Raw genomic sequence first — 26,031 nt, 5'->3', positions numbered from 1 at the left:
GTGCGAAGCACCCACAAAAAAGCCCACCGCATTCTCAACACCCGCCCGCCAAACAGCCAGCACACAAAACGCTGTGGCGAGGGGATTTATCCCCGCTGGGCTGCGCAGCAGCCCCAAACAGCGAATGCGGTCTGTCTGGCTGCTTAACTGACAGGCATTCACCGCTTCAGCATTGGTCCCCAACGCACCCTCTCGATATTGATCATCAAGACCCGACTGGAAACATGCGTGTTCGAAATTACCCAAATGATCATTGCGCTGGTGCTGTCCTTTCTGCTCGATCGGTTTCCCAAGCCAATGGGCCGATTTAATGTCAGAAAAAATAAATCCGTCCCCTAATGCGGTCCCTAATGCGCTAATTGGCCTATTTGTCGTGGCCGGGTGGCAGGCATCTCCCGGCTCGCCTATGCTGCTTTTGGCCAACAGAGATGGCGCAAAGCCACTTAGCCCTTAGGAGTCTCGTCATGATCAAGGAACTGAATATAGATGGGGTTACCAGTTACAAATCCCAATCCACTTTTTCACCTACCAATAAGACGTCGTTAATCTATGGGCTGAACGGGGCAGGGAAGAGCACTATTTCCGAGTTTTTGTACAATCAAGGCGCACCAAAGTTTGCTAAATGCAGTATAAAAACGAGCCAAGAATGTGAAATCCTTGTTTACAATCAAAGCTTTCTTAATGACTATTTTTACGAAGAAGACAATCTAAAAGGAATTTTTACCCTTTCGAAAGAAAACAAGGTTGCGCTGCAGCAAATCGAAGCTGACACGAAAGAACTGGAGAAGCACCTAATCACTCAACAAGATAATTTAAAGTTAGCTACCGAAGCAGTCAGTAAGCTGGAACAGGAAAAGATAAAAGCAAGTGGTAAAGTTTGGGAGATAAAAACAAATTTCTCGGGCGGTGATCGCGTTCTGGAGTTCTGCCTAGAAAGCTTGAAAAGAACAGAACTCCTTTTTCAGCATATTATCGGGCTTCCCTTGCCAGATAGTGCGCCTGGCTATACGGTTGATGATTTGAAAGCGGAGGCCTCATCAATCGAGGGAGAAGGTGCAGCTCCGTTCACAACCATCCCCATTATATCTGCTGGCTGGCTGAGTATTGAGGGAGATTCACTATGGTCGAAGGTCATCGTTGGCAGCCAAGAGGGGTCGGTTGCTGAGTTCATTGCGAAGGCCGGAAATTCTGACTGGGTGAAACAAGGGCTTCAGTTCATTTCAGATGAGGAAGATCCTCAAACCTGCCCATTTTGCCAGCAAGAAACAGTCACGAAAACTATCATCGATTCGATACGCCGTGTCTTCGACGAGGCCTACGAACAAGATATTGAGCAATTAGAGCTGATAAAAGCTCAGTATGAGGCGCTGACCTCCAGACTGAATATTCAAGATATCGCAAACTCTCCGCTTGCTAATAAGGAGCTCGTAGAAGCCTGGACAATTGCCTGCGAAGCTTTGAAAGCATCGATACGCGAAAACATTCTACATATTGGTAACAAAATCAAAAGCCCGAGCACGCCGACTACCCTTACCGATACAAGTCTCACCGTTAATCTGATCAATAATTTGCTCAATAATCTGAACGATAAGATTGGCGCGCACAATGATAAGCTGGCGAATAAGACAAAAACAAAAGATGGAATAAAATCTCGTTTCTGGACGCTGATGCGCTGGGATTATGACCAGACGATTTCTGCCTATTCGCAGTCAGCATCTGAACTAAAAGACGAGATCAGCAAAATAAGCCAGGAAGCCACTAAGGTTGACGCAGATGTCGCAGCATCGAAGGGTAAGATCGCTAACCTTAGAAAACAGACAGTGAACATTGAAGAGTCAATTGAGAATATTAATGCCGGACTGGTAGAGATTGGCATCGATGGCTTTTCTGTGGTTCCGTATGGTGAGAACTTCTACCGAGTGTCCAGAGCTACCGAACAAGAAAATGCCTTTCACTCGCTGAGCGAAGGTGAGAAAACCGTTATCAGCTTTCTATACTTCATGGAACTTTGTAAGGGACAGAAAACCGCCTCTGCCGTCCCTCAAGCCAAGGTGGTTGTGATTGATGATCCTATTTCTAGTCTTTCTCATCTCTATGTATTCAATATTGGACAGCTGATCAAGAAGTACTTAATAAACGATGATCTCTATAAGCAGGTCTTTGTGCTGACTCATAGTTTGTATTTTTTCTATGAGTTGACTCACACGAATCATAAAACGCGCGGAGATACCCAGAATTTGTTCAGAGTCTTTAAAAATACAAACGGAAGCTCTGTAATTCCGATGAAGTACGAGGAGATTCAGAATGACTACCAGTCGTACTGGTCGATCATAAAAGACCAGGCTTCACCACCTGCGCTTATCGCAAACTGTATGCGGAACATTATCGAATATTTCTTCAATTTTGTTCAAAAGAAAGATTTCAATAATGTTTTCCAGAAGCCAGCGCTGTCGACTGATAAATTTACTACTTTCTACAGGTACATGAATCGAGAGTCGCATTCCTTGGGTCAGAATATTTTTGATATAAAGGAGTTCGATCATCAGGTTTTCAAAGACGGTCTTAGACTGATTTTTGAAGAGTGCGGATATTCTGAACACTACGACGCAATGAGCAAATAGCTTAACGGTTGAAATATGTTGCCTAGGGCGGGCCGCAGGAATTTAATGTGTTAAAAGGGACAGATTAATATGCTAGAAGTAATCTGCTCCCTTTTTTCTGTTCTATATGGTTTACTTTACGAATCGCTGAGCGCTGCTTAAAACGTCCAATCCAAAATAATCGGCAAGAAAGATTGGGAAAGCACTGAGTACTGGAAGCGGGTCGCGAGGCGAGTCGTTAATTAATTGCGCCAAGGCAAGTGGTGCTTGGTCGCTAATAAGTGCTAAAGCATCTTCGCCGCTAGTTAGCATATTGGCCTTTCGAAGATTCGCCTCAATCAAAAATTGCCATCCTTTTTTATCTATTTTTTTTGCGTCTTGATATAAGTGGCTTCCCCTGTCGGCAGACAATTTTTTATAAATAGCGCCTGCGCAGTCAGATATGGCTACTGTTCTGCATAGAAACTCATCAAGGTTATCAATATCTCTAATGGCCTCAATCATCGGATAGCTTATGAATAGCTTTCCAAGTTCCGTCTCGTTATCGAAGCGGCGTATCATATTGAGTAAGTTTTTTCCGGTGAATTGGTCGTCTTTCGGCTCGAAATCAAAGAATAGGTAAATTTGGCCGACTTGATCTCGTCTTAGATTTTTTAAGTGCTCATCTTTGTTAGCGCTTGGATTTAGTTCTTTGATAAGCTCAAAAAGATCTAAGTCTTCGTCTTCCGCAACTTGCGCGTAGAGCTCGTAGAGATCGTTTTGAAAACTAGCCAAGAGTCTGCTTTCTTCGCCGGGGAAAAAAGCACGCTCTAGGCTTTTAAAGTAAAGTCGTTCAGTTTTTTCGCCTTCAAATATAAATAAGGTTCGCTCCATTAACTAGATAATCCTTTATAAATCTTCTCTAAATTATGAGCTTTTCGCAGAGCTTTGTCCGTTAGTTCTGTTATTGGCAAAATTGTTTTATCTAACACAAAATAACAGTCGGGCCGCAGGAGGTCATTGCTCATTACGCCAGTATTGTGTGTGGTCATAATGGTTTGAGCTTGCGATGTAGTGATTTTTTCAACAATGGTTGAAGCTAAAGCGTGGTGATAAAACGCGTCAAACTCGTCTATATATGCGAATGTTACCGTTCCCTCCATCAGTCGGAGCCACCAAAAATAGAAAATTCCAAGAGATAATGTTCCTGTGGATGCTACCGAGCCAAACTCCAGTTTTACCCCGCCGAAATCGAAATAAATAGCTTTGTCATTGCTATAGTTACTGTCGGCGACGACAAGCGAGCACTCTACGCCAGCGTCGTTTAGGAGTTTTTCAAAGTCTTCTACAGAGCCGCTTTCAATTATGCTCTGCGAAAGTCTCTTTACACCAATATCCTTTCCTACATATTCGCCTTTTTTGGTTGCATTTAACGAGCGAAAGAAAACCATCCCTTCGATAAAGTCTAATAGCTTTGAAAAGGTATTATTTACGGCTGTTTCGTCTAATATCGCATTGCTTTTAACATATTTAAGTAGCGATATCTCCGAGTCGCCCACATCTTTCTTTAGATGTTCCGCGCCCTCCAGCTCGATATTGGCCAGGGTTGATTTTCGGCGATCTATATGAAGGATATCATTTGTATCTATTATGAGGCGCTCGTAAACTAGTTGGCTCCAGGTTTTCTTCCCGTAACTATATACTATCTGTACGCCGTCAATGCAAAACTCAAAGATAAATTCTGCGATGTGTACATCAGGACTGCCGTTAAGATAGTTGTTGTCTAGCGAGGGGAAATAGCTAGGAGAGTCAATTAAATGTAAAGCCGGATCAACCATTGCAAGACCAAGGTTAGATTTACCGCCGCCGTTAGGGCCATAAATCATAGCGTGTCTTACTACACCTTCACTGACCGCGTTTTCATTAAATTCGTATTGCTGGCTAGTTAGATCGAAACATAGCCAATCTGAGAAGTTTCGGTAGTTTTTCACGGAGAATTTACGTAGCATCAGGGTAACCCCTTTTGATTGATAGCGTGAGTTTACCAGCTTTTATAGCTGCCGTAAAAAAACTACGGCTGAAATTTTTGTCTGCAGGTTGCAGTATCTCGGCGTTTCAATCTTTTTCTCGATTCCCCTTTCTTGAGAATTCTCTTCAGATGCAGCACTGTTAGCGCCGCTCCGCTTCTCCCAAAGAGACAGGCGTACTTTTCTATTATGAGGCACCGCTCTGGGCGATCGATGCATCTAGCAATGATGCTCACATTAGAATTTAAGAAATTCCAAAAGGGGGGGTGGAGTAGGTTTTCTACGCTAAACTTGCGCTTTTGGTCATATTGTTGCCTATCGCCAGAAGTATCAGGGACTAAAATACATATAAATTGGCAAGTGAAGTATTAGCCGGAAGAAGCTTGAGTAAGCAAAGTAGTTGCTCGGCCGTTTTGCGGAAGGGGAAACCCGGCGTAGGTCGCCGGGTTTTCATAGTTGAAAACTTCTACTGCCGCGGCTCCACATTATCCAACACCCGATTCGCCAACAACGAACTCAGCTCAATCAACTGCTGAATCCCCTGCGCCACATGGCGCCTCGATCCCTCCAGATCAAACGCCAGGTCACTCACCATGGCATCAGCCGAAGCCAGCGTCTCACTGAGGTTGGCGAGCAGGCATTCGTTATCGAGGCCTTTCACGACGGCATACAGCTGCCCCGGTTTGGGGTCGTCTTTGGATTTATCCGGTTTCGGCCGCAAGTAGTGATCGAGCACGCGTTTGGTGGTTTCGTCTTGCTGCTTGGCTTTGGATTTTGCGGATGTAGAAGTGGAATCTGCTTCTGGCGGATTCGGCGTTATTTTGTACATAAGCTTCGGTTCCGATGTGGTGCCGACACCCCGAAGCTACTAAACAATGGGGTGGCAGCTGTACGCAGGTTAGTAGACCGGGGAACCGAAGAAGCCGGCGCGCCTAAGCGCCCTGCGTACAGCCACCATCAGAAACAGGGTAGGGCCCTGTTTGAGACGCGCTTGTACAACTTCGATTACCTCGGGCTACTAAACCCGACCACTGATGAGCAGTGGCAGGACGACAATAGAACCCAGGAACAAGGCGCACAAGCGGGCGGATTCTGGCGTAGTTGTAGGCAAAGGCGCAAGGATGCGTAGCTTGATGGAGGTTGTAGGCGGGGGCTGTAGGAGAGAGTCTTTTTGGCGCTGCGGGCGGCTTGTTCTGCCTGGATCCGGGGCTTGCTCGAGATAGCGGTCCACCTCCCAAACAGTCAATCTCTGGCACCACTGATAAAGGCGCTTCAAGAACCGCCCTTCGTTCCGTTAAGTGGCAACCTGACCAAGCCATGTCTATAGTTTTTCCCCCAGATACCTATCGGAGGCATGGACATGAGCCAGAGCATTTCGCCCGCCGCTTCAGCTGCGCGGAACACCGGCATGGTCGCCACGACCTTATGGGGCTCGGACAAGATCGCAGGTATCACGGTCGATCCGGACGGTGCGATCTGGCTTGGCGCTTATAGTCGCCTGGGACTGGGAGGTGAAGAGGATTCAGGCTTCACCGCCAGTCTGGTCCGGTTCAATGCCGACGGTAGCCTGGACCGCAACTACAGTGGAGACGGTAAATCCCTGCTCCCTGTGGCGCTCGATATCGAGGACGGCGGGAATGGCGCCGTGCAGCCGGGAGGGGGCTACCTGGTGGCGCGCTATGTGAAAGTGGGCGACACCTGGGTGTCGGGCGTCAGTCGTACCTTGGCTGACGGCAGCCTCGATACGAGTTTCGGCAACGGCGGCGCTGCGACAGTGCCTTTCTACTGGAATGAAGATCTAGGCCAGCAAGCGTCGTTCTCCGTGCAACGCGACGGCAGCTTTTTTGCCAGCGCCGCGTATCCCTCTGGGGAGATCTATGTCGCCCGCTTCGACGCGACGGGGATCTTGGTTTCGTCTTTTGCAGAGGCTGGCGTCCTGCATCTGCCAGCGTCCGTGGGCATCCACCCCGGCCGCACGATCGATGTTTCGTTGCAGGCAGACGGGAAGGTTTTGGTCACGGGGCAAGCTACCCTGACCCGCCTCAACCCGGACGGCACTCTGGACAGCAGCTTTGCGAACGGCGGCAGCCTGGCCCTGGATGTTCATGCAGACGCCCTCGTCATCCAGGACGACGGCAAGATCCTGCTGGCGGGCGCCTTGGGCGGGGTGGCGACCATCATTCGACTCAACGCCGACGGCTCGCTCGACACCGATTTCGGTGATCAGGGCCAGGTACGTTGGGGCTCGGAAAGCGCTCCTTTCGCAGTCGCCGACATGATCGTGCTGGCCGACGGCAGGCTATTGATTGGTGGAAGCCAAGGTACCCGCGCGGACGGCTATTTGGCTGCCTTGGTTCAGTTGAACCCCGACGGTAGCCTGGACCATAGCTTTGGCAATCCCGACGACGGTTATTACCACCTCGACGGTGGCCGCGATGATGACTTCTTGCTCGGTACCGCCTCGTTCGACGATGCGATCTCTGGCGGGGCCGGCAACGATCTGCTCGATGGCCAGCAAGGTCGTGACCTGCTGACGGGCGGGGCCGGGGCCGATACGTTCCATTACCAATCAGTCGCAGACAGTTACCGAACCGCAACCGCGGCCCATAGCGACCGAATCACCGACTTCGACCCCAGCACCGATACGCTGGACCTTTCCTCCCTGGGCTTCCTCGGGCTGGGCAATGGCTATGACGGAACACTGGCGATACGCGTCAATGAAAGCGGGACGCGGACTTACCTCAAAAGTTTTGAGGCCAACGCCGATGGGGAGCGCTTCGAAGTGGTCTTCGACGGTAACTTGGGCCAAGCGCTGAATGAAACCAACCTCCTGTTCCAGCAAGCCAGGTTGATGGGCACCGAAGAGACCGATCGTTTACAAGGCAACGCTCGAGGCGAAATCATCGAAGGGCTCGCGGGCGACGATCGCCTTTATGGAGCGCTCGGTAATGATGTATTGGTTGGCGGAGCGGGCCGGGACCTATTGGCGGGTGGCGGCAATAACGATGTGTTCCGCTTCGATGCCCTGAGCGACAGCTACCGTACCGCCACCGAAAACCACACCGATCGCCTGTTCGACTATACGGTGGGGGAAGACACGATCGATTTGTCTGTCCTGGGCTTTACCCGTCTGGGCAATGGTTACAACGGCACGCTGGACGTGGTTTTCAATGAAGCCAAGAACCTGACTTACTTAAAGAGCTACGAAGCCGACGCCTCCGGGGCTCGATTCGAGTTGAGCCTGGCAGGGGACCACTCTGGTTACCGTAACCTGAACATCATTTTCGCCGAGCCCCCGGAAGAGGACGTCTTTAAATTGATCGGCGTGGCTGACTCCCTGGCGTAAAGATTATTCCTTGCCTTGGGCCGCTTTCCGGGCGGTCCAAGGCGCTATGAAGCAACAGCTCGACTGCTGCCATTTGCGAAAAAAACCGAATGCCGCTTGGTTTGCAAACGCATCCACGCTCGTTTCACACGGGGCCCGCCAATCTCTTAGCCATACGAGCCACGCCCCCTTCCCAGTGAAAAGGGGCGGATCTAACATTGGAAAAAATTTGATCCCATACTAGATGCTAGCGATACATAGCCAAGGCTAGCTAAATAAGCTAGCGTTAACTATCTTTCAGTAGATTTTGATATTTTTATGAGGCCGACATGGATCCCTACCGTAATCCGTTTGCGCCCGGCGCTGGAAGCAGGCCCCCTGAACTGGCGGGGCGCGACTTAATTCTTGAGGCGGCAAGAGTTGCCTGTGGACGAGCCCTCAATGGGCGAAGTGCTCGCTCCATCATGCTTCTTGGCTTAAGAGGCACGGGTAAGACGGTCCTGTTGAACGAGATAGGAAGAATTGCGAAGGAGGAAGGTCTTTATGTCTCCAAGGTAGAGTCGCCAGAACGTGAAAGCCTTGCACGTCTTCTTTATCCTGAAATGCGAAAAGTCATGCGTGCGCTTTCCAGCCTTGAGGCTGCCAAGCAAATTGCTAACCGTGGGCTGAAAGGACTCCGCAGCTTTGCGTCAATCTTCAAGATTGATGTTGGCGGTATTGAGATTGGTGTTGAGCCGGAGCCTGGACTCGCGGACAGCGGGAATCTTCAATACGATCTTCCAGATCTTTTTACTGTAATAGGTGAAGCGGCACAGGCCGCCGGCAAAGGCTGGATTCTTCTCATTGATGAAGTCCAATACCTCACCGAAGCCGATCTATCGGCACTGATTGTCTCTATCCATCGCATGTCGCAAGAAGGGCTTCCGGTTCTGCTGGTCGGTGCAGGTCTTCCGCAAGTTGCTCGGCTGGCGGGCGAGGCGAAGTCATATGCCGAGCGGCTTTTCCTTTACCCGGAGGTGGGGGCGCTTGATCAACCGTCGGCGACTCAAGCCGTTCAAAAGCCGATCTTGGAGGAGGAGGCTTCTATCGACGCAGCAGCGCTGGACAGCATTGTCGATCGGACGCAGGGCTATCCGTTCTTTCTTCAAGAGTGGGCATCCACGGCATGGAACATCGCCGAGGGGCCTGAAATCACTGTTGATGATGTCGAACATTCTTATTCCGAAACATTAGCTTCTCTTGATGCAGGTTTCTTCAGGGTCCGCATCGATCGGCTTACACCTTCTGAAGTGCAGTTTGTGAAGACCATGTCCGAGCTCGGCGACGGCCCCTATGCCATCGCTGATATTGCGAAGGCGATGGGACGTCCTCAATCATCACTGGGACCGACTCGGGCCAACATCATTTCCAAGGGAATGATCTACAGCACAGATCACGGTTACCTCAATTTTACGGTTCCACTTTTCGCGGAATATATGCGTCGCCAGGAATGAACGCCAGCAGTGGGTGGCGAGGGGAATATCTCCTCGCCACACCCCTGCCCCTCAGCTCCCTTCATTGTTGCAGCTGGCCGCGTGCTTGAGATACGTCAGGGCTTTCCGCTCACCCATCGAATCAAGGTAGGTGATTTGCGCATTCACCAACCCGCAGGTCTGGCTGCTGTCCTCCGTCAGCGAGATCACTTTGTCGATGTCCAGGTGGGTGCTGTAGCCGTAGGTTTCGCTGGCTGCTTTATCCTGGGCCAAGGCGGGTAATGCGCCGGCGCTCAGGGCGGTGATCAGGCAAGCAGTAGCGATGGTCTTCAGGTTCATGGTCGTTTCCCTTCAATGAGTTCGATGGCTTCGTCGAGGCGATGTTTGTTGTCTCGATGGCGCTCATTAAAGGCCCGTGACGTATCTCGGCTATGTCGAAAAACGCCGTGGTTGGATGCGTACGTATCTGAGGTGAATTGCGATACAGATCGATACAATCGCCCCTGTTTTTTGCTTATTTAGGGCTGGACAAGCTGAACGACGGTGCGTCGCCAACCGGCAACCGGGCATCGTCACACTGCGCAACAGATGCGCGCATTTCGGAGAGCTGGGCATGGAACATGTCGATCACGTATTGATCGTGGATGATGATCGGGAGATCAGGGAGCTGGTCGGCAACTACCTGGTGAAGAATGGCCTGCGCACCACTGTGGTCGCCGATGGCCGTCAGATGCGGGCGTTTCTCGAAGCCAATCAGGTGGACCTGATCGTGCTCGACATCATGATGCCGGGGGATGACGGGCTGCTGCTGTGCCGCGAACTGCGCGCCGGAAAGCATAAGGCGACACCGGTGCTGATGCTGACGGCTCGCAGCGACGAGACCGATCGCATCATTGGCCTGGAAATGGGCGCCGACGACTATCTGGCCAAACCCTTCGCGGCCCGGGAGCTGCTGGCGCGCATCAACGCGGTGCTTCGACGGACCCGCATGCTGCCGCCCAACTTTGTTGTCAGCGAAAGCGGCCGCATGCTCAAGTTCGGCCGGTGGCGCCTCGACACCACTGCCCGTCATCTGCTCGATGAAGACGACACGCTGGTCTCGCTGAGCGGCGCCGAGTACCGGCTGCTGCGGGTATTTCTTGATCATCCCCAGCGGGTGCTGAGCCGCGATCAGTTGCTCAACCTGACGCAGGGCCGTGACGCGGACATCTTCGACCGTTCCATTGATCTGCTGGTCAGCCGCGTGCGCCAGCGCTTGCTGGATGACGCCCGCGAACCGCTCTACTTGAAGACGGTGCGCAATGAAGGCTACGTCTTTACCTTTGCCGTCGAAATGCTTGAGGAGCAGGCATGAAACTCGCGTTGCAATGGCCTCGCACGCTGGCCTCGCGGCTGTGGCTGGTGTTCCTGGTCGGTCTGATACTGGCCCAGGCCCTGACGTTCGCAGCCCAGTACTACGAACGCTACGAAAGCACCAAGACGGCGATGTTGGGCAATTTCGAGCACGACACGGCGACCTCCATCGCCATCCTCGACCGTCTGCCTGCGGCCGAGCGCCTGGAATGGACCAAACGCCTGCAACGTCGCAACTATGACTATTTGCTGCGCGAACACGATCCCGGCATTCCACTCACTTCGAACGACCTCGCGGCGACGGCGGCGCAATCCCTTCAAGTCTCGCTGGGCCGCAACTATGACCTGACCATTGTCGAAATCCCGGGCCCACGCCAGCATTTCCAAGCCCAGGTGCGACTGGCTGACGGCAGCCCGGTGACCATCGATGTGCGTCCTTCGGTCAGGCCGTTGTCGCCCTGGTTGCCCTTTGCCCTGTTCGGTCAGTTGCTGTTGATGATCGGCTGCACCTGGCTTGCCGTGCGGATCGCGATACGCCCGCTCAGCCGCCTGGCCGAGGCGGTCGAGAACCTCGACCCGAACGCTCATCCGGTGCAGTTGGATGAAACCGGTCCACGGGAAGTGGCCTACGCCGCCCGCGCCTTCAACAGCATGCAGGCGCGCATCGCCGCTTACCTGAAAGAGCGCATGCAGTTGTTGGCGGCCATTTCCCATGACTTGCAGACGCCCATCACGCGCATGAAGCTGCGCGCCGAGTTCATGGACGACTCGGTCGAGAAAGACAAACTGGGCAACGACCTGAACGAGATCGAGCACTTGGTGCGTGAGGGCGTCGCTTATGCGCGCAGCGTCCATGGTGCGACGGAGACCAGTTGCCGCATCAGTCTGGATTCGTTTCTTGAAAGCCTGGTGTGCGACTACCAGGACACCGGTCGGGAGGTCAGCCTGCGCGGCCAGAACGGCGCGATCATCGAGACAAGGCCCCATGCGCTGCGGCGTGTTCTGGTGAATCTGGTGGATAACGCGCTGAAGTACGCCGGCACCGCCGAGGTGGAAATCAGCGGCGATGCGAACACTGGCGTTTCGATCAGCGTGCTTGATCGAGGCCCGGGCATTCCTGAGGAAATCCTCGCCGAGGTGGTCAAGCCGTTCTATCGGGTGGAAAGCTCACGCAACCGCAGCTCTGGCGGCACCGGCCTGGGCCTGGCCATCGCCCAGCAGTTGACCGTCGCGATTGGTGGTTCACTGAGCCTGCGCAACCGCGACGGCGGCGGTCTTTGCGTGACCCTCGACTTCGGCGTCGATCGGTAGGCCACGCTGGCTGCACGTCAGGTGCAGCCTTTTTTAGGACTCATTCGAATGCATTTGTAAGCCACTGTATCCAGCGCATCTACAGACTCAAAAGAACGCATAACGGCCGGGTGTCGAACATTTTCGGTATACATGCCGCTGCAAGAATGCTCCCCATCAACTCGCCATCGGATCCCCCGAATGGCGAGCCCTGACCTAAGGAGATCTTGCCATGAATACCCAGTCCTCCCTCGCTCAAGCAGGCAACCAAGCCCAAACCCAAGCCCAGGCCGGCAGCTATATCACCACCCAGGACGGCGTACAGCTCTATTACAAGGACTGGGGTCCCAAAGATGGGCCAGTTGTCACCTTCAGCCATGGCTGGCCGCTGAATTCCGATAGCTGGGAATCGCAGATGCTGTTCCTGGCGGACCAAGGCTATCGGGTGATCGCCCACGACCGCCGCGGCCATGGTCGTTCCAGCCAGCCGTGGGAAGGTAACGACATGGATCACTACGCCGATGACCTGGCCGCGGTGATCAACGCCCTGGATCTTAACGACGTCACCCTGGTGGGTTTCTCGACTGGCGGTGGCGAAATCACCCGCTACATCGGCCGCCACGGGACCGATCGGGTGAAGAAGGCCGCACTGATCAGCGCCGTTCCGCCAATGATGCTCAAGACTGAAGACTACCCAGGCGGCCTGCCGATCGAAGTGTTCGACGGCCTGCGCAAGGCCTCCCTGGACAACCGCTCGCAGTTGTATCGCGACATCGCGTCCGGCCCGTTCTTTGGCTTCAACCGCGCCGGGGCGAACGTCTCCCAGGGGCTGATCGATTCGTTCTGGGTGCAGGGCATGCAAGCGGGCCACAAAAACACCTATGACAGCATCGCGGCGTTCTCGGCAACGGACTTCCGTGCCGACTTGGCCAAGTTCGATGTGCCGACACTGATCGTGCATGGCGACGACGACCAGATCGTCCCGATCGACGCCTCCGCCCATGCCGCCGCCGAGCTGGTGCAGAACGCCGAGTTGATCGTCTATCCGGGTGCGCCGCACGGCCTGACCGACACTCACAAGGACCGCCTCAATCAGGATCTGTTGGATTTCCTGGCCAAGTGAACCCATCGCTGCAGCGTCACCCCTCCAATCAATGAAAATAGGAATGATCATGCTCAATATCAAATCGCTGTTGGCCGTCACCATCACCGCTGCGCTGGCGCTGACATCAGTTCAAAACGCAACCGCCGCGCAACCTGACGCCACCAAGCCCACCATCGTGCTGGTGCATGGCGCATTCGCCGAATCGTCCAGTTGGAATGGCGTTGCCGCTCAGTTGTTGAATCAGGGGTATCCGGTCGTTGCCGCGGCCAACCCGCTGCGCGGCGTGAAGCAGGACGCCGATTATGTCGCCGACATCGTCGAGCACACCGCCGGCCCGGTGATCCTGGTGGGTCACTCCTATGGCGGAGCCGTGATCACTAACGCTGTGCACAACAACCCCAAGGTCAAGGGACTGGTCTACGTCGCAGCCTTCGCGCCGGACAAAGGTGAAACCGCCATCGAACTGTCCGGTCGCTACCCTGGCGGCACCCTCGGCCCGACCTTGGCCGCTCCGGTGCAGTTGGACGACGGCAATAAAGATCTCTACATCCAGCAGGACAAGTTCGGCCAACAATTTGCCGCCGACGTCCCAGCGGCGGACTCCGCCCTGATGGCTGCTACACAACGCCCCATCAGCGAGGCGGCATTGAAGGAGGCGTCTGGCGACCCGGCCTGGAAAAAACTGCCGTCCTGGTTCATCTACGGCTCGGCGGACAAGAACATCCCTGAGGCCGCCTTGAAGTTCATGGCCGAACGCGCGGGCTCGAAAAAGACCGTCACCGTCCAGGGCGCCTCCCATGTAGTGATGACGTCCAATCCGGAGAAAGTTGCAGAGCTGATCATTGAAGCGGCTCAGGCCAGTTCCAAGGGGTGATTACTTAAAGCGGGCCTTCGAGAAGAACCAAAAACCCGGCGCAAGACGTCGGGTTTTTTTCGTTGGGGAAATCTCCAGGCAAACCGCATCGCCCGGTTTTGCGACTGCTGCGCAGCCGAGCGGGAGCAAGCTCCCTCGCCACGGGGACTGTCTGGGCTGACTGGACCGCTTTCCAAATCTATATGGCAACGCGCTCATTGGTTATAGATAATCCATCTGCGAATCATTAGCATTACCTGCATTGACTCCCCGTTTCCCCGCAGGTACTCACTCCATGTTATTCCCCTCTCGTCTTACATTGCTTGCTGCCTGCTGCTCGGTCAGTTTTCTTGCCCAGGCGGCAGAGCCTATTGAATTGGGAGTGACCGACGTCACTGCCAATGCGACCAAACCCAATTCCAACACGCTACCAACGCCCTATGCGGGTGGTCAGGTGGCGAGGGGAGGCCAGATGGGGGTGCTGGGTAATCAGGACAACATGGATGTGCCGTTCGTGATGACCAGTTACACCTCGCAACTGATTGAAGATCAGCAAGCGGAAGACGTGGGAGATGTGCTGCTCAACGATCCGTCGGTGCGTCAATCCTATGGGTTTGGTAACCAATCCCAAGTGTTCGTGATTCGAGGCTTGCCGCTTAACAGCGACGACATTTCCTATAACGGGCTGTATGGCGTTTTACCGCGACAAATTCTGTCGACGGATGCGATCGAGCGTGTCGAGGTGTTCAAAGGCCCCAACGCGTTTATCAACGGTGTCAGTCCGACGGGCTCGGGGCTTGGGGGCGGCGTCAACTTGCAGCCCAAACGCGCGGACGATGTTCCGACTCGTCGCTATACCCAGGACATCAGCACCGATGGCCGCATTGGCGAGCATTTGGATATCGGACAGCGATTCGGCGAGGATAACCGCTTTGGCGCCCGGTTGAATCTGAGCCAGCGGGAAGGTGAAACAGCGATCGACAACCAGGACCAGCGCACCAAGTTGTTCGTGGCCGGCTTGGACTATCGAGGTGATGACTTCCGCGTCTCCACCGATTTCGGGTATCAGAAACAACGCGTCAATGGACTGCGTAATTCGGTGAATATCGGCAGCGCCACCCGAATTCCCACGGCTCCGCACGCGAGCCACAATTTTGGCCAGGACTGGACGTACTCCGAAACCGAAGACACATTCGGCATGGTTCGTGGCGATTGGGATCTGAACGAAAACTGGACCGCCTACCTGGCGGGCGGTGTGAAGCACACCCGAGAAACCGGGGTGTATGCCACACCGACACTGGTCGGCAATAACGGTGCCGCGACGATCGGTGGCTCGGAAATTCCTCACAATGAAGACAACACATCGTTCAGTGGCGGGTTGAACGGGCGCTTCAACACGGGACCTGTTTCCCACCAGGTTGCGATCGGCGGATCAACGATCTGGACCCAGCAGGAAAACGCCTACACCTTCTATCGTTCCGTCACTGGGAACAGCAATATCTACAACACCCCGGCGCTGCCTAAGCCGACTGCGGTGTCCCGTACTGGCGGTGAAATGGGTGATCCCGGGGTGACCGGCAAAATCCGCAACCGTAGCCTGGCGATCTCCGACACGTTGGGCTTGTTCGATGACAAGTTGCTGGTCACTTATGGTGTCCGTCGTCAGCAGTTGCGTGTCGAAAACTACAAGTACGATGGCACCACTTCAAACGGTGTACCCAATCCAGCAAACGATGGCAGCCGTAGCACTATCAACGATAAAGCCATCACCACGCCCGTCTACGGCATCGTCTACAAGCCTGTGGAGAGCGTATCGCTCTACGCCAACCGGATCGAGGGCCTTGCAAATGGACCGGTAGCGTCCGGTAGCGGCATCACGAACCTGGGCGAAGCCTTTCCCCCTGGCCGCACAAAACAGTTGGAAGCGGGCATCAAGCTGGACATGCAAACCTTCGGTGCCAACTTGGGTGTTTTCCGCATCGAGAAACCTGCCGATGGTTACGTCGACAACGCGCAGAACCTCTATGTGCGTGATGGTGAGCAGGTCAACAAGGGGCTGGAACTCAGCGTTTTCGGCGAGCCAATCGAAGGCCTCCGCTTGATGGCCGGCGGCACCCGCATGACGTCTGAACTCAAAAATACTGCTGGCGGCCTCAACGACGGCAATCACGCCATTGGCGTACCAACGTTCCAGCTCAATGCCAGCGCGGATTGGGATGTACCGGGTATCGAAGGGGCCGCTCTCAGCGCAAGGATGTTGCGCACTGGCGGGCAGTACGCGGATCAGGCCAACAACCTGAGCTTACCGACCTGGAACCGTTTCGACGCTGGCGCACGCTACAAAATGAAATTCGTGGAGAAAGATCTGACGTTGCGCGTCAATGTGGAAAACATTACCGATAAGAACTACTGGGCTTCGGCAAACGGCGGTTACCTTTCGCAGGGTGATCCGCGCTTGGTGAAATTTTCGGGGACTGTTGATTTCTGAGTATTTATTTTGTGAAAAGGGGACAGATTATTTGCTGGAAATAAATCTCTCCCCTTGTTCCAGCTTTTCAGGGCTTGTAGAGATCAGTTTCAATCTCTGTTCGATAAGTATCGTCCAGTTTTACCTCATAGGTCTTCTGGGTGACGATGTACGTGAAATCGGGAAAGACTTCGAATCTGAGCAGGTCGCCTCGATTTATGGAGTCGTCCAGGACTATCTCCTTGACGGAGACTCCCTTGGAAAGTTTGTGTTCGGGTAGTTTGATCCGATATGGATGAGCCATTAGATAATTCCTTTTACTTGTTCGGAAGACCATTCAATGCTCATCGAAACTTCCTCGCTACTGTAAGAAATGACAGTTGCGACAAATGGTAAAAGGAAGCGACGACACTACCGGTAACGTTCTTCGGATGTCGATCGTTCCCACGCAGGAGCGTGGGAACGATCGATAACAGAGGCCTGTAGAGCGACCTGGCGCAGGGCAGCTTTTGTGGCGAGGGAGCTTGCTCCCGCTGGCCTGCGCAGCAGGCTCCTGCATTTCTTCAGGCAAACCGCATGGTCCGGGTTTGCGACTGCTGCGCAGCCGAGCGGGAGCAAGCTCCCTCGCCACGGGGATCGGGGTGTTGCGGATACTGTATTTCCACAGGGGAATGCAGTATCTGAATACCCAGGCTGGATGTGTGCGACTTGGCCTTTGATCGTTCCCGCGCTCTGCGTGGGAATGCATCCCGTGACGCTCTGCGTCACCTTCCAGAAGCGGAACGCGGAGCGTCCCCGGCGCCATTCCCACGCAGGAGCGTGGGAACGATCGGCAGGGTCAGGGTCTGTAGAGCGACCTGGCGCAGAGCAGCTTTTGTGGCGAGGGAGCTTGCTCCCGCTGGCCTGCGCAGCAGGCCCCTGCATTTCTTCAGGCAAACCGCATGGTCCGGTTTTGCGACTGCTGCGCAGCCGAGCGGGAGCAAGCTCCCTCGCCACGGGTCTTGCATCGTTTATTTGTGTTTCAGCATCTCCGGCAACTGCGCCACCAACTTCTGATTATTCAACGGCGCGCGAATAAACCCACGCTGGGTGCCGTCCGGGCCAATCACGGCGAGGTTGCCGCTGTGATCAACCGTGTAGTTGGGCTTGCTGGTGTCCGCCGGAATGAACGGGATGCTCACCGCATTCGCCAGTTTCTGCAGGTCTTCGACGGAGGCGGCGGTCAGGCCTTTGAATTGCGGGTCGAAGTAGCCCAGGTACTGTTTGAGCTGCTTGGGGGTGTCGCGGTTCGGGTCGACGCTCACCAGCACGATCTGCAACTTATCCACAGCCTCTGGCGGCAGTTCGCTCTTGATCTGGCGCAGTTGGGCGAGGGTGGTCGGGCAGATGTCGGGGCAGAAAGTGTAGCCGAAGAACAGCAGGCTCCATTTGTCTTTCAAGCCATCCATCGCCACCGGCTGGCCGTCCTGGTCGGTCATTTTCACGTCCGGCAGGTTGCGGCTTTGCGGCAACAGGATGATGCCGGCGTCGATCAGCGCGGTCGGGTCGCCTTGGCCTTTGCTGGAAAGCACTTTATTGATGGTCAGGCCGAGGATCACTGCGATCACGGCCGCAAGGATGAAGACGGTTTTCTGGGTTCGAGTCATAGGCTCAACAGTAGGTAGTGATCAACAAGCAGGGCGATGAACAGCAGGAACAAGTACCAGATAGAGTACTTGAACGTGTTGATCGCCGCGTGCGGCCGACTGCCACGGTACAGCACCACGGCCCATTGCAGGAACCTGGCACCCAGCACCAAGGCACAAATCAGGTAGAGCATCCCGCTCATCTGGATCACGAATGGCATCAGGCTCACCGCCAGCAGCACCAGGGTGTACAGCAGGATGTGGATCTTGGTGTAGTGCTCGCCGTGGGTCACCGGCAGCATCGGGATATCTGCCTTGGCGTATTCCTCTTTGCGATGAATCGCCAGCGCCCAGAAATGCGGCGGGGTCCAGGCGAAGATGATCAGCACCAGCAGCAGCGGTTCGGCGCTGACATGACCGGTGGCCGCGACCCAGCCCAGCAGTGGCGGCGCGGCGCCAGCGAGGCCGCCGATGACGATGTTCTGTGGCGTCGCCCGTTTCAGGAAACCGGTATAGACCACCGCATACCCTAGCAACGAGGCGAGGGTCAGCCAGGCCGTCAGCGGGTTGGTGAATGCCAGCAGCATCGCCTGGCCGGCCACCGCCAGGGCCAGGGCGAAGGTCAGTGCGGCGGCCGGTGAGACCCGGCCCTCGGCCAGTGGCCGCTTGTGGGTGCGGGCCATCACTGCGTCGATGCGACGGTCCACCACATGATTGACCGCCGCCGCGCCACCGGCGCACAGCGCAATCCCCAGGTTGCCGAACACCAGCACCGTCCACGGCACGCCGGCACGGGTGGCGAGGAACATACCGACCAGCGAGGTGATCAGCATCAGCACCACCACTTTCGGCTTGGTCAGCTCCAGGTAATCGCGCCAGATCGCCTGGCTGTGGCGTTCGCCGGTCAAGGTTGCCATGGCATCGCTCCTTTAATCGTGATGGGCCCGACGCTGTGTTTGTGCGGGTTGAAGCGCCAGCGCAGCGGGACCTGATGCTTGACCCGGACCAGGCTGGTCCGGGCGTGATAGTTGACCAGCACCAAGGTCAGCAACAGCGCTGCGCCCCCGGCGTTGTGGGCCACGGCCACCGGCAGCGGCAAGTGAAACACGACGTTGCTGATACCCAAGGTGATTTGCGCGGCGAGCGCGGTGAGCACCAGCCCCGCCAGCCGGGTCATGCCCACCGTTTTCAGTTGCCAGGCCAGTCCCAGCAGCACGAGCGTCACCAGCACTGCGCCGATGCGATGAGTCACGTGGATGGCGGTGCGGGCGTCGCTGTCCAGTTGCCCGCCCAGGTAATTCGGGCCGATGTGCTGGGTCAGGTGAAAGCCATTGGCGAAATCGGCGGGCGGCATCCATTGGCCGTGGCAGGTCGGAAAGTCGATGCACGCCACGGCGGCGTAATTGGAACTGACCCAGCCGCCCAGGGCAATCTGGCCAATCACCAACAGCAGTCCGGCGGTGGCCCAATGTTGCAAGCGCTTGGGCACGGTCAGCGCGGGTAATACGCCAGACAATCTCAGCGTCAACAGGAACAGCAGGCTCAAGGTCGCGAATCCGCCCAGCAAATGCCCAGTGACCACTTGCGGCCAAAGCTTGAGCGTCACGGTCCACATGCCGAACGCCGCTTGGGCGAATACCACCGCCAGCAGGAACAGCGGCAATTTCAAAGGCTGGCCGGGCCGGCGACGGTTCATCCAGGCCCGGGCGGCCAGTGCGGTAATCATCAGCCCCAAGGCTCCAGCGAAATAGCGATGGACCATCTCGTTCCAGCCTTTATGGGCTTCCACCGGAGCATCGGGAAAATGCAGTTCGGCATGGGCCAGTTGGGCTTCGCCCTTTGGCACGCTGATGAAACCGTAGCAACCGGGCCAATCGGGGCAACCGAGGCCGGCGTGAGTCAGGCGGGTGTAGGCGCCCAACAGTACGACAATCAATGCCAGCAGCGTGGCAAACAGCGCGAGGCGAAATCCTGGCTTGGCCATGTCGATGCCCTTATCCGATGTTGGACAATTTCAGCAGGTGCCTCAGATCGTTGAGCAGGTCCTTGCCCTTGACCCGGGCGTCGTAGCGCAGCACCAGGTTGCTGTGGGGGTCGATGATCCACAGTTGCGCGCCGCCGGAGCCCTGGGCGCCTTTCTGATACGCCGGCAGGTCCAGCGGGTAGCGCTGCAATTGCGGATATTCGCGCAGCAGTTGGGCGTCGTATTCGGCGTCCAGCGGTTGCGCAATCGCCAGCGCATGGCTGGCGCGTCCGGCCTCGCGGCCCAGGCCGATCTGTACCTGCCGGGCCAGATAGACCAATTGCCGGCAATCCACCGAACATTCCTGCGGCGCCGTGACGAGGATCTGCCAGCGTTGCTCGTCGGCCTGTACGCCAATCTCCGCGCGGGTCTGGCCATTGCCAATCAGCTCGCCGTGGTAGCTGCGGCTGTCGGGCACCCAGAACTGGAATTTGTACATGCCGGTGGCCAGGATCATCGGGCCGATCACGCCCAGCACAATCAACAGCAATTGCACGCGCCCCTTGCGCCGGCTGCGCGCCGTGGGTGCCTCAGACATGTTGGTTGGATTCATGGTGGTGCCCATGGTGTCTCCCTGCGTTGTGCCATCCGAGATAAAGGAAAAGACCGAACAGTGCCGCCGCCATGGCAAACCACTGCACGGCATAACCGAGGTGTTTTTCCGGCCCCATGGCCACGACCGGCCAATCGGTCCGGTAGGCGCCGGGGCCGCTTTGTTGGCGTAACTCATAGGCGAAACCGCCGCGGCCCAGTTCGGCCCAGAGCTTGTCCGGCTCGACGGTGGTGACCAGTCGCGGCCACGGTGCGCTGGCCGGGTCGGCATGCAATTGGAACGTGGCGCCAGGCGCGACATAGACCCACGCCTGCAAGTCGACCGTTTGTCCGGGGGTGCTGAAGACCGGCGGGGTGCGGCGATCAGGCCACGGCAGCCAGCCACGATTGACCAGCAGCCACAGTCCGGTGGCATGGTCGAGGAACGGTTGCAGCAACTCGACCCCGACCTTGCCGTCGTGCTGGCGGTTATCCAGCAGCAGGCTGTGCTCGGCGTCGAACTGGCCGTGCAGGCTGACGGGGCGAAAGGCCGGGTCCGCCGTGCGTTGCAGTTCGGCACTGTCCATCGGCGCCGCCACGCGACGCTCGGCGTAGGTGTCCATGAGCACGCGCTTCTGTTCGCCCCGGCTCAATTGCCAGAACCCCAGGCACACCATCACCGGCACCAGCACGGCGACCACCAATGACGGCACGATGCCCGGCCGGAAGCCTTTCATGGCGCCGTCCAAAAGCTGTTGAACGAGATAGCTATACTCACGTGCATCGCGTCCCCCCGGAGTGTCCCTAATGCTCAAAGCAGCCATCGCCCTGATGCTGATCGCCACGGTTGCCAGCCTGTTCAGCGGCCTGTTTTTTCTGGTCAAGGACGAAAGCAATTCCAATCGCCTGGTCATCGCCCTGGCGATTCGAGTCAGCTTGGCCGTCGTCACCGTCGGCTTGATTGCCTGGGGCTTTTTCAGCGGCCAACTGGTGTCGCATGCTCCTTGGTAAAGAGCCGCCCTGATAACGGTTGCTTCAAAGTATGTAGACGAAGAAGAACAAGCCGATCCACACCACATCGACGAAGTGCCAGTACCAGCTCGCGGCCTCGAAGCCGAACTGATGCTCGTTGTCGAAATGCCCGCGCATGACGCGCATCAGCATCACGAACAAAATGATCGTGCCGATGGTGACGTGGGCGCCGTGGAACCCGGTGAGCATGAAGAACGTCGCGCCGTAGATCCCCGAGCCCAAGGTCAGGCCCAGCTCTTTATAGGCGTGGATGTATTCCTCGGCCTGGAAGCCCAGGAAGGCGCAACCCAGCAGCACGGTGATCGCCAGCCAGATTTTCAGCGCACCGCGATGACCTTTTTTCAGGGCATGGTGGGCGATGGTCACGGTGACGCTGGAGGTGACCAGCAGGATAGTGTTGAGCAGCGGCAGGCCCCAGGGACTGATCACGTCCTTGGGCGGTGGGAAGAGTTTCGGATCGGGGTTGTTCAGCAGCGGCCAGACGTACTCGAAGTTCGGCCAGAGCATCTCCGACAAGCCCTTGCTGCCTTCTCCGGCCAATCCCGGCGCCGAGATCGTGCGCACATAGAACAGCGCACCGAAGAAGGCGATGAAGAACATCACTTCGGAAAAGATGAACCAGCTCATGCCCCAGCGGAACGAGCGATCGAGCTGTGCGCTGTACAACCCGGCGCGGCTTTCCTTGATGACCGCGCCGAACCAGCCAAACAGCATGTAGGCCACCAGCAGGCCGCCGACGAAAAAGATCAGCGGGCCGTTGGAGTCCGGGCGGTCGGCTTTCAGGTCGTTGAACCAGGTTGCCAGGCCATACACCGTGACGAACATCCCGACCGTGGCGATGATCGGCCATTTGCTCTGGGCCGGAACGTAATAGTGTTCGTGAGTTGCCATTTATTGTTCTCCTTATCGGGCACGCTATCGCTCAGTGTTTACGGCCACCGGTGGATGACGGGCAGTGATGTCGAACAGCGTGTAGGACAGCGTCAGGTGCTTCACTTCCTTGGGCATGTCCCGGTCGACGATGAAGCGCATGGGCATTTCGATGCGTTCGCCGGGTTGCAGCACTTGCTGGGTAAAACAAAAACATTCGGTCTTGTGGAAATACGCCGCGGCGTTGCTCGGTGCGATGCTCGGTACCGCCTGGGCACTCATTGGCCGGTTGGTGGGGTTGTGGGCGACGAACACCATCTCGTTGACCGCCCCCGGCTGGACCACCAATTGATCGCCCTTGGGGTAGAAGTCCCAGACCATGTCCACGGAATTGGTCGACAGGAACTGCACCCGCACCTGCCGCGATTCGTCGACGGTCTGCTCGCCCTCGTACTGCCCGCCGGTCTTGCCGTTGATGCCGAACGCCTTGCACATCACGTCGTAGATCGGCACCAGGGCAAACCCGAAGATGAACATGGCCACCACCACCAGCAGCAGGCGGGTGACCAGTTTTTTCAGTGAAATCGAATCAGCCATGGCGTCCGGCCCTCATCGAAAACCCTAGGGTAGCGGTGTTCATTTCACTTCCGGCGGCGTGGTGAAGGTGTGATACGGCGCCGGCGACGGCACGCTCCACTCCAACCCTTCGGCGCCATCCCACGGCTTGGCCGGTGCCGGCTCGCCGCCACGGATGGTCTTGATCACGATGAACAGGAAGAAGATCTGCGTGGTGCCGAACATGAACGCGCCGATGGACGAGACCATGTTGAAGTCGGCGAACTGCAGGTTGTAGTCGGGGATCCGCCGGGGCATGCCCGCCAGGCCGACGAAGTGCATCGGGAAGAACGCCAGGTTCATGCCGACGAACGACAGCCAGAAATGCAGCTTGCCGAGGGTTTCGTCGTACATGTGGCCGGTCCATTTCGGCAGCCAGTAGTAGGCCGAGGCGAAGATCCCGAAGATCGCGCCAGGCACCAGCACGTAGTGGAAGTGCGCAACCACGAAGTAGGTGTCCTGGTACTGGAAGTCCGCCGGGGCGATGGCCAGCATCAGCCCGGAGAACCCGCCGATGGAAAACAGGATCACAAACGCCACGGCAAACAGCATCGGCGTCTCGAACGTCAGCGAGCCTTGCCACATGGTGCTCGCCCAGTTGAACACCTTCACCCCGGTAGGCACGGCGATCAGCAGGGTGGCGTACATGAAGAACAGCTCGCCCACCAGGGGGATGCCGACCACGAACATGTGGTGCGCCCAGACGATAAACGACAGGAACGCAATCGCGGCCGTCGCGTAGACCATCGAGGTGTAGCCGAACAGCGGCTTGCGGGAAAAGGCCGGGATGATCGAGCTGACGGCACCGAAAGCCGGCAGGATCATGATGTACACCTCGGGGTGGCCGAAGAACCAGAACACGTGCTGGAACAAGACCGGGTCACCACCACCGGCGGCACTGAAGAAACTGGTGCCGAAGTGGATGTCCATCAGCATCATCGTCACGCAACCGGCCAGCACTGGCATTACCGCGATCAGCAGGAATGCGGTGATCAGCCAGGTCCAGACGAACAGTGGCATCTTCATCAAGGTCATGCCTGGGGCACGCAGGTTGAGAATGGTGGCGACCACGTTGATCGCGCCCATGATCGAGCTGATGCCCATCAGGTGGATGGCAAAGATGAAGAACGTCACGCTTTCCGGCGCGTAGGTGGTGGACAGCGGGGCATAGAAGGTCCAGCCGAAGTTAGGCCCGCCGCCGGGGGTGAACAACGTCGACACCAGCATCAGGAACGCCGCCGGCAGCAACCAGAAACTGAAGTTGTTCATGCGCGGCAGGGCCATGTCCGGCGCGCCGATCATCAGCGGGATCATCCAGTTGGCCAGACCAACGAACGCCGGCATGACCGCGCCGAAGACCATCACCAAGCCGTGCATGGTGGTCATCTGGTTGAAGAACTCCGGCTGGACGATCTGCAGGCCAGGCTGGAACAGCTCGGCGCGGATCACCATGGCGAACGAGCCGCCCAACAGGAACATCGAGAACGCGAACCACAGGTACAGCGTGCCGATATCCTTGTGGTTGGTGGTCAGTACCCAGCGCATCAGGCCCTTGGCGGGGCCGTGGGCGTGGTCGGCACCGGCATGACCGTGGTCATCGATCACAGCACTCATGTCCTGTCTCCTTCGAACGAGTGGGCTGGACGGTGCGGGACGATGAGCCCCGACCGGTTACGGGAACAAACGTCAGGCCGGCTCATTGGCTGTCCGCCTGTTTGAGTTCCAGCACTTCTTTAGGCGTCACCATGTCGCCCTTGTTGTTGCCCCAGGCGTTGCGTTCATAGGTCACGACGGCGGCAATATCGACTTCCGACAACTGCTTGCCGAACGCCGCCATGGAGGTGCCGGGCTTGCCGTGGAAGACGATGTCCAGGTGATCCTTGATCGGCCCTGTGGCGATTTTCGAGCCCTTGAGCGCTGGGAACATCGGCGGCAGGCCCTGGCCTTCGGCCTGGTGACAGGCCACGCAGGTGGTGTGATAGACCTTGTCGCCACGCTCGACGAGTTCTTCGCGCGTCCATTCCTTGCTGGTCAGCTCCTTGAGCTGCGCGGCTTCGGCCTTGCGTTCGCCCAGCCATTTCTCGTAGTCGGGCTTGCTCTTGACCTCCACCACGATCGGCATGAACCCGTGGTCCTTGCCGCACAGTTCGGCGCATTGGCCGCGATACAGGCCGGGCTTGTCGACACGGGTCCAGGCTTCGTTGACGAACCCGGGAATGGCGTCGCGCTTGACCGCGAAGGCCGGCACCCACCAGGAGTGGATCACGTCGGCGGAGGTCACCAGAAAGCGCACCTTGGCATCGACCGGCAGCACCAGCGGCTTGTCGACTTCCAGCAGGTAATGCTCGCCCTTGGCGCTCTGGTTATGGATTTGTTCGGCGGGGGTCGCCAGGTTGCTGAAGAACTCGACGTCCTGGCCCAGGTATTTGTAATGCCACTTCCATTGATAGCCAGTGACCTGGATATCGATTTCCGACTCGCTGGAGTCGTACATCTTGATCAGGGTGGCGGTCGCCGGAACCGCCATGGCCACCAGGATCAGCAGGGGCACGATGGTCCAGAGGATTTCGACGCGGGTGTTTTCGTGGAAGTGCGCGGCATTCTGGCCGGTTGAGCGGCGGTGCATCATCATCGACCAGAACATGGCGCCGAAGACGATGACCCCGATGACCACACAAATCCAGAAGATGGTCATGTGCAGGTCGAATACTGCGTTGCTGATCTGTGTCGCTCCAGGCGCCATATTCACAGTCCAGGCCGCTTGTGCCTGACTGAAAATCGACCACAACAGGAGGCCCATCCATACGTGTGGATGTCGCGTCATTGCGGGTTCCCCTTATCGTTCTTGTTATCCCGTAGGCTTA

General features: G+C 56.5%; 22 protein-coding genes. 9 read left to right on the top strand and 13 right to left on the bottom strand.

Annotated elements, in window-relative coordinates; genetic code table 11:
* Positions 1–464 precede the first annotated feature (464 nt).
* Positions 465–2,621: an AAA family ATPase gene (locus tag HU742_RS25190; RefSeq protein ID WP_186643348.1), complete on the top strand. Its 2,157-nt coding sequence runs from the start codon at positions 465–467 to the stop codon at positions 2,619–2,621.
* A 111-nt stretch (positions 2,622–2,732) separates the two neighbouring features.
* Here the strand turns inward: HU742_RS25190 and HU742_RS25185 are convergent, their stop codons facing one another.
* The 3 genes from HU742_RS25185 to HU742_RS25175 all read right to left on the bottom strand — a co-directional run bounded on the left by HU742_RS25185 (position 2,733) and on the right by HU742_RS25175 (position 5,435).
* Positions 2,733–3,473 (bottom strand): hypothetical protein, encoded by a 741-nt coding sequence (locus HU742_RS25185; RefSeq protein WP_186643349.1) that lies wholly within the window; start codon positions 3,471–3,473, stop codon positions 2,733–2,735.
* The gene (locus HU742_RS25180) at positions 3,473–4,588 is read right to left on the bottom strand and encodes an AAA family ATPase (protein ID WP_186643350.1); all 1,116 of its coding nucleotides are present in this window, start codon (positions 4,586–4,588) and stop codon (positions 3,473–3,475) included. The genes HU742_RS25185 and HU742_RS25180 overlap by 1 nt, the downstream gene beginning before the upstream one ends.
* 484 nt (positions 4,589–5,072) lie before the next feature.
* Positions 5,073–5,435: a DUF6124 family protein gene (locus HU742_RS25175; RefSeq protein ID WP_186643351.1), complete on the bottom strand. Its 363-nt coding sequence runs from the start codon at positions 5,433–5,435 to the stop codon at positions 5,073–5,075.
* A 531-nt stretch (positions 5,436–5,966) separates the two neighbouring features.
* Between HU742_RS25175 and HU742_RS25170 the strand changes: the two genes are divergently transcribed.
* Together HU742_RS25170 and HU742_RS25165 are read left to right on the top strand one after the other, a co-directional pair.
* The gene (locus HU742_RS25170; RefSeq protein ID WP_186643352.1) at positions 5,967–7,952 is read left to right on the top strand and encodes a M10 family metallopeptidase C-terminal domain-containing protein; all 1,986 of its coding nucleotides are present in this window, start codon (positions 5,967–5,969) and stop codon (positions 7,950–7,952) included.
* A gap of 308 nt (positions 7,953–8,260) precedes the next feature.
* Positions 8,261–9,424: an ATP-binding protein gene (locus tag HU742_RS25165; RefSeq protein ID WP_186633505.1), complete on the top strand. Its 1,164-nt coding sequence runs from the start codon at positions 8,261–8,263 to the stop codon at positions 9,422–9,424.
* Between the two features lie 51 nt (positions 9,425–9,475).
* On the opposite strand, the gene HU742_RS25160 is transcribed toward HU742_RS25165, so the two are convergent.
* On the bottom strand, positions 9,476–9,742 hold the full coding sequence (locus tag HU742_RS25160) for a DUF2790 domain-containing protein (RefSeq protein ID WP_186643353.1): 267 nt from the start codon (positions 9,740–9,742) through the stop codon (positions 9,476–9,478).
* A 274-nt stretch (positions 9,743–10,016) separates the two neighbouring features.
* Here HU742_RS25160 and HU742_RS25155 point away from each other — a divergent pair, with 274 nt between their 5' ends.
* From HU742_RS25155 to HU742_RS25135, 5 genes are all read left to right on the top strand, one after another.
* On the top strand, positions 10,017–10,757 hold the full coding sequence (locus tag HU742_RS25155; RefSeq protein ID WP_018600898.1) for a response regulator: 741 nt from the start codon (positions 10,017–10,019) through the stop codon (positions 10,755–10,757).
* A complete protein-coding gene (locus HU742_RS25150) occupies positions 10,754–12,067 on the top strand; it encodes an ATP-binding protein (protein ID WP_186643354.1) in 1,314 nt (437 codons plus the stop codon). The genes HU742_RS25155 and HU742_RS25150 overlap by 4 nt, the downstream gene beginning before the upstream one ends.
* A gap of 211 nt (positions 12,068–12,278) precedes the next feature.
* On the top strand, positions 12,279–13,169 hold the full coding sequence (locus tag HU742_RS25145; protein ID WP_186643355.1) for an alpha/beta fold hydrolase: 891 nt from the start codon (positions 12,279–12,281) through the stop codon (positions 13,167–13,169).
* Positions 13,170–13,212: 43 nt separating this feature from the next.
* The gene (locus HU742_RS25140) at positions 13,213–14,025 is read left to right on the top strand and encodes an alpha/beta fold hydrolase (protein WP_186643356.1); all 813 of its coding nucleotides are present in this window, start codon (positions 13,213–13,215) and stop codon (positions 14,023–14,025) included.
* Between the two features lie 274 nt (positions 14,026–14,299).
* Positions 14,300–16,492, top strand: coding sequence for a TonB-dependent receptor (locus tag HU742_RS25135; RefSeq protein WP_186643357.1), 2,193 nt, complete (start codon positions 14,300–14,302; stop codon positions 16,490–16,492).
* Between the two features lie 989 nt (positions 16,493–17,481).
* Here HU742_RS25135 and HU742_RS25130 read toward each other — a convergent pair.
* Genes HU742_RS25130 through HU742_RS25110 form a run of 5 tightly spaced genes read right to left on the bottom strand, consistent with a single transcriptional unit; the run spans position 17,482 to position 21,387 of the window.
* Positions 17,482–18,117, bottom strand: a complete 636-nt coding sequence (locus tag HU742_RS25130) for an SCO family protein (RefSeq protein WP_186643358.1) — start codon at positions 18,115–18,117, stop codon at positions 17,482–17,484.
* Entirely contained in the window at positions 18,114–19,013 is a 900-nt protein-coding gene (gene cyoE, locus HU742_RS25125) for a heme o synthase (RefSeq protein ID WP_018600879.1), read from the bottom strand. Before cyoE ends, HU742_RS25130 begins: the two co-directional genes overlap by 4 nt.
* A complete protein-coding gene (locus HU742_RS25120) occupies positions 19,001–20,080 on the bottom strand; it encodes a COX15/CtaA family protein (protein WP_186643359.1) in 1,080 nt (359 codons plus the stop codon). Before HU742_RS25120 ends, cyoE begins: the two co-directional genes overlap by 13 nt.
* Before the next feature lie 10 nt (positions 20,081–20,090).
* Entirely contained in the window at positions 20,091–20,684 is a 594-nt protein-coding gene (locus HU742_RS25115) for a PA_0111/PP_0108 family redox-active disulfide protein (protein ID WP_186643360.1), read from the bottom strand.
* Positions 20,650–21,387 (bottom strand): SURF1 family protein, encoded by a 738-nt coding sequence (locus tag HU742_RS25110; RefSeq protein WP_186633530.1) that lies wholly within the window; start codon positions 21,385–21,387, stop codon positions 20,650–20,652. Before HU742_RS25110 ends, HU742_RS25115 begins: the two co-directional genes overlap by 35 nt.
* Positions 21,388–21,457: 70 nt before the next feature.
* Between HU742_RS25110 and HU742_RS25105 the strand changes: the two genes are divergently transcribed.
* Positions 21,458–21,661: a twin transmembrane helix small protein gene (locus HU742_RS25105; protein ID WP_186633533.1), complete on the top strand. Its 204-nt coding sequence runs from the start codon at positions 21,458–21,460 to the stop codon at positions 21,659–21,661.
* A gap of 24 nt (positions 21,662–21,685) precedes the next feature.
* Here HU742_RS25105 and HU742_RS25100 read toward each other — a convergent pair whose 3' ends face one another.
* The 4 genes from HU742_RS25100 to coxB form a co-directional block, all read right to left on the bottom strand.
* Entirely contained in the window at positions 21,686–22,573 is an 888-nt protein-coding gene (locus tag HU742_RS25100) for a cytochrome c oxidase subunit 3 (protein WP_186633536.1), read from the bottom strand.
* Positions 22,574–22,597: 24 nt separating this feature from the next.
* Entirely contained in the window at positions 22,598–23,149 is a 552-nt protein-coding gene (locus HU742_RS25095) for a cytochrome c oxidase assembly protein (RefSeq protein WP_186643361.1), read from the bottom strand.
* A gap of 39 nt (positions 23,150–23,188) precedes the next feature.
* On the bottom strand, positions 23,189–24,781 hold the full coding sequence (gene ctaD / locus HU742_RS25090; RefSeq protein ID WP_135843045.1) for a cytochrome c oxidase subunit I: 1,593 nt from the start codon (positions 24,779–24,781) through the stop codon (positions 23,189–23,191).
* 82 nt (positions 24,782–24,863) lie between these two features.
* Positions 24,864–25,991: a cytochrome c oxidase subunit II gene (gene coxB / locus HU742_RS25085; RefSeq protein WP_186633542.1), complete on the bottom strand. Its 1,128-nt coding sequence runs from the start codon at positions 25,989–25,991 to the stop codon at positions 24,864–24,866.
* Positions 25,992–26,031 lie beyond the last annotated feature (40 nt).

The sequence above is a fragment of the Pseudomonas marvdashtae genome (assembly GCF_014268655.2).
Lineage (GTDB): Bacteria > Pseudomonadota > Gammaproteobacteria > Pseudomonadales > Pseudomonadaceae > Aquipseudomonas > Aquipseudomonas marvdashtae.
The sequence above is the reverse complement of the archived record's forward strand: the minus strand, read 5'-3'. Positions and strand labels throughout refer to the sequence as shown.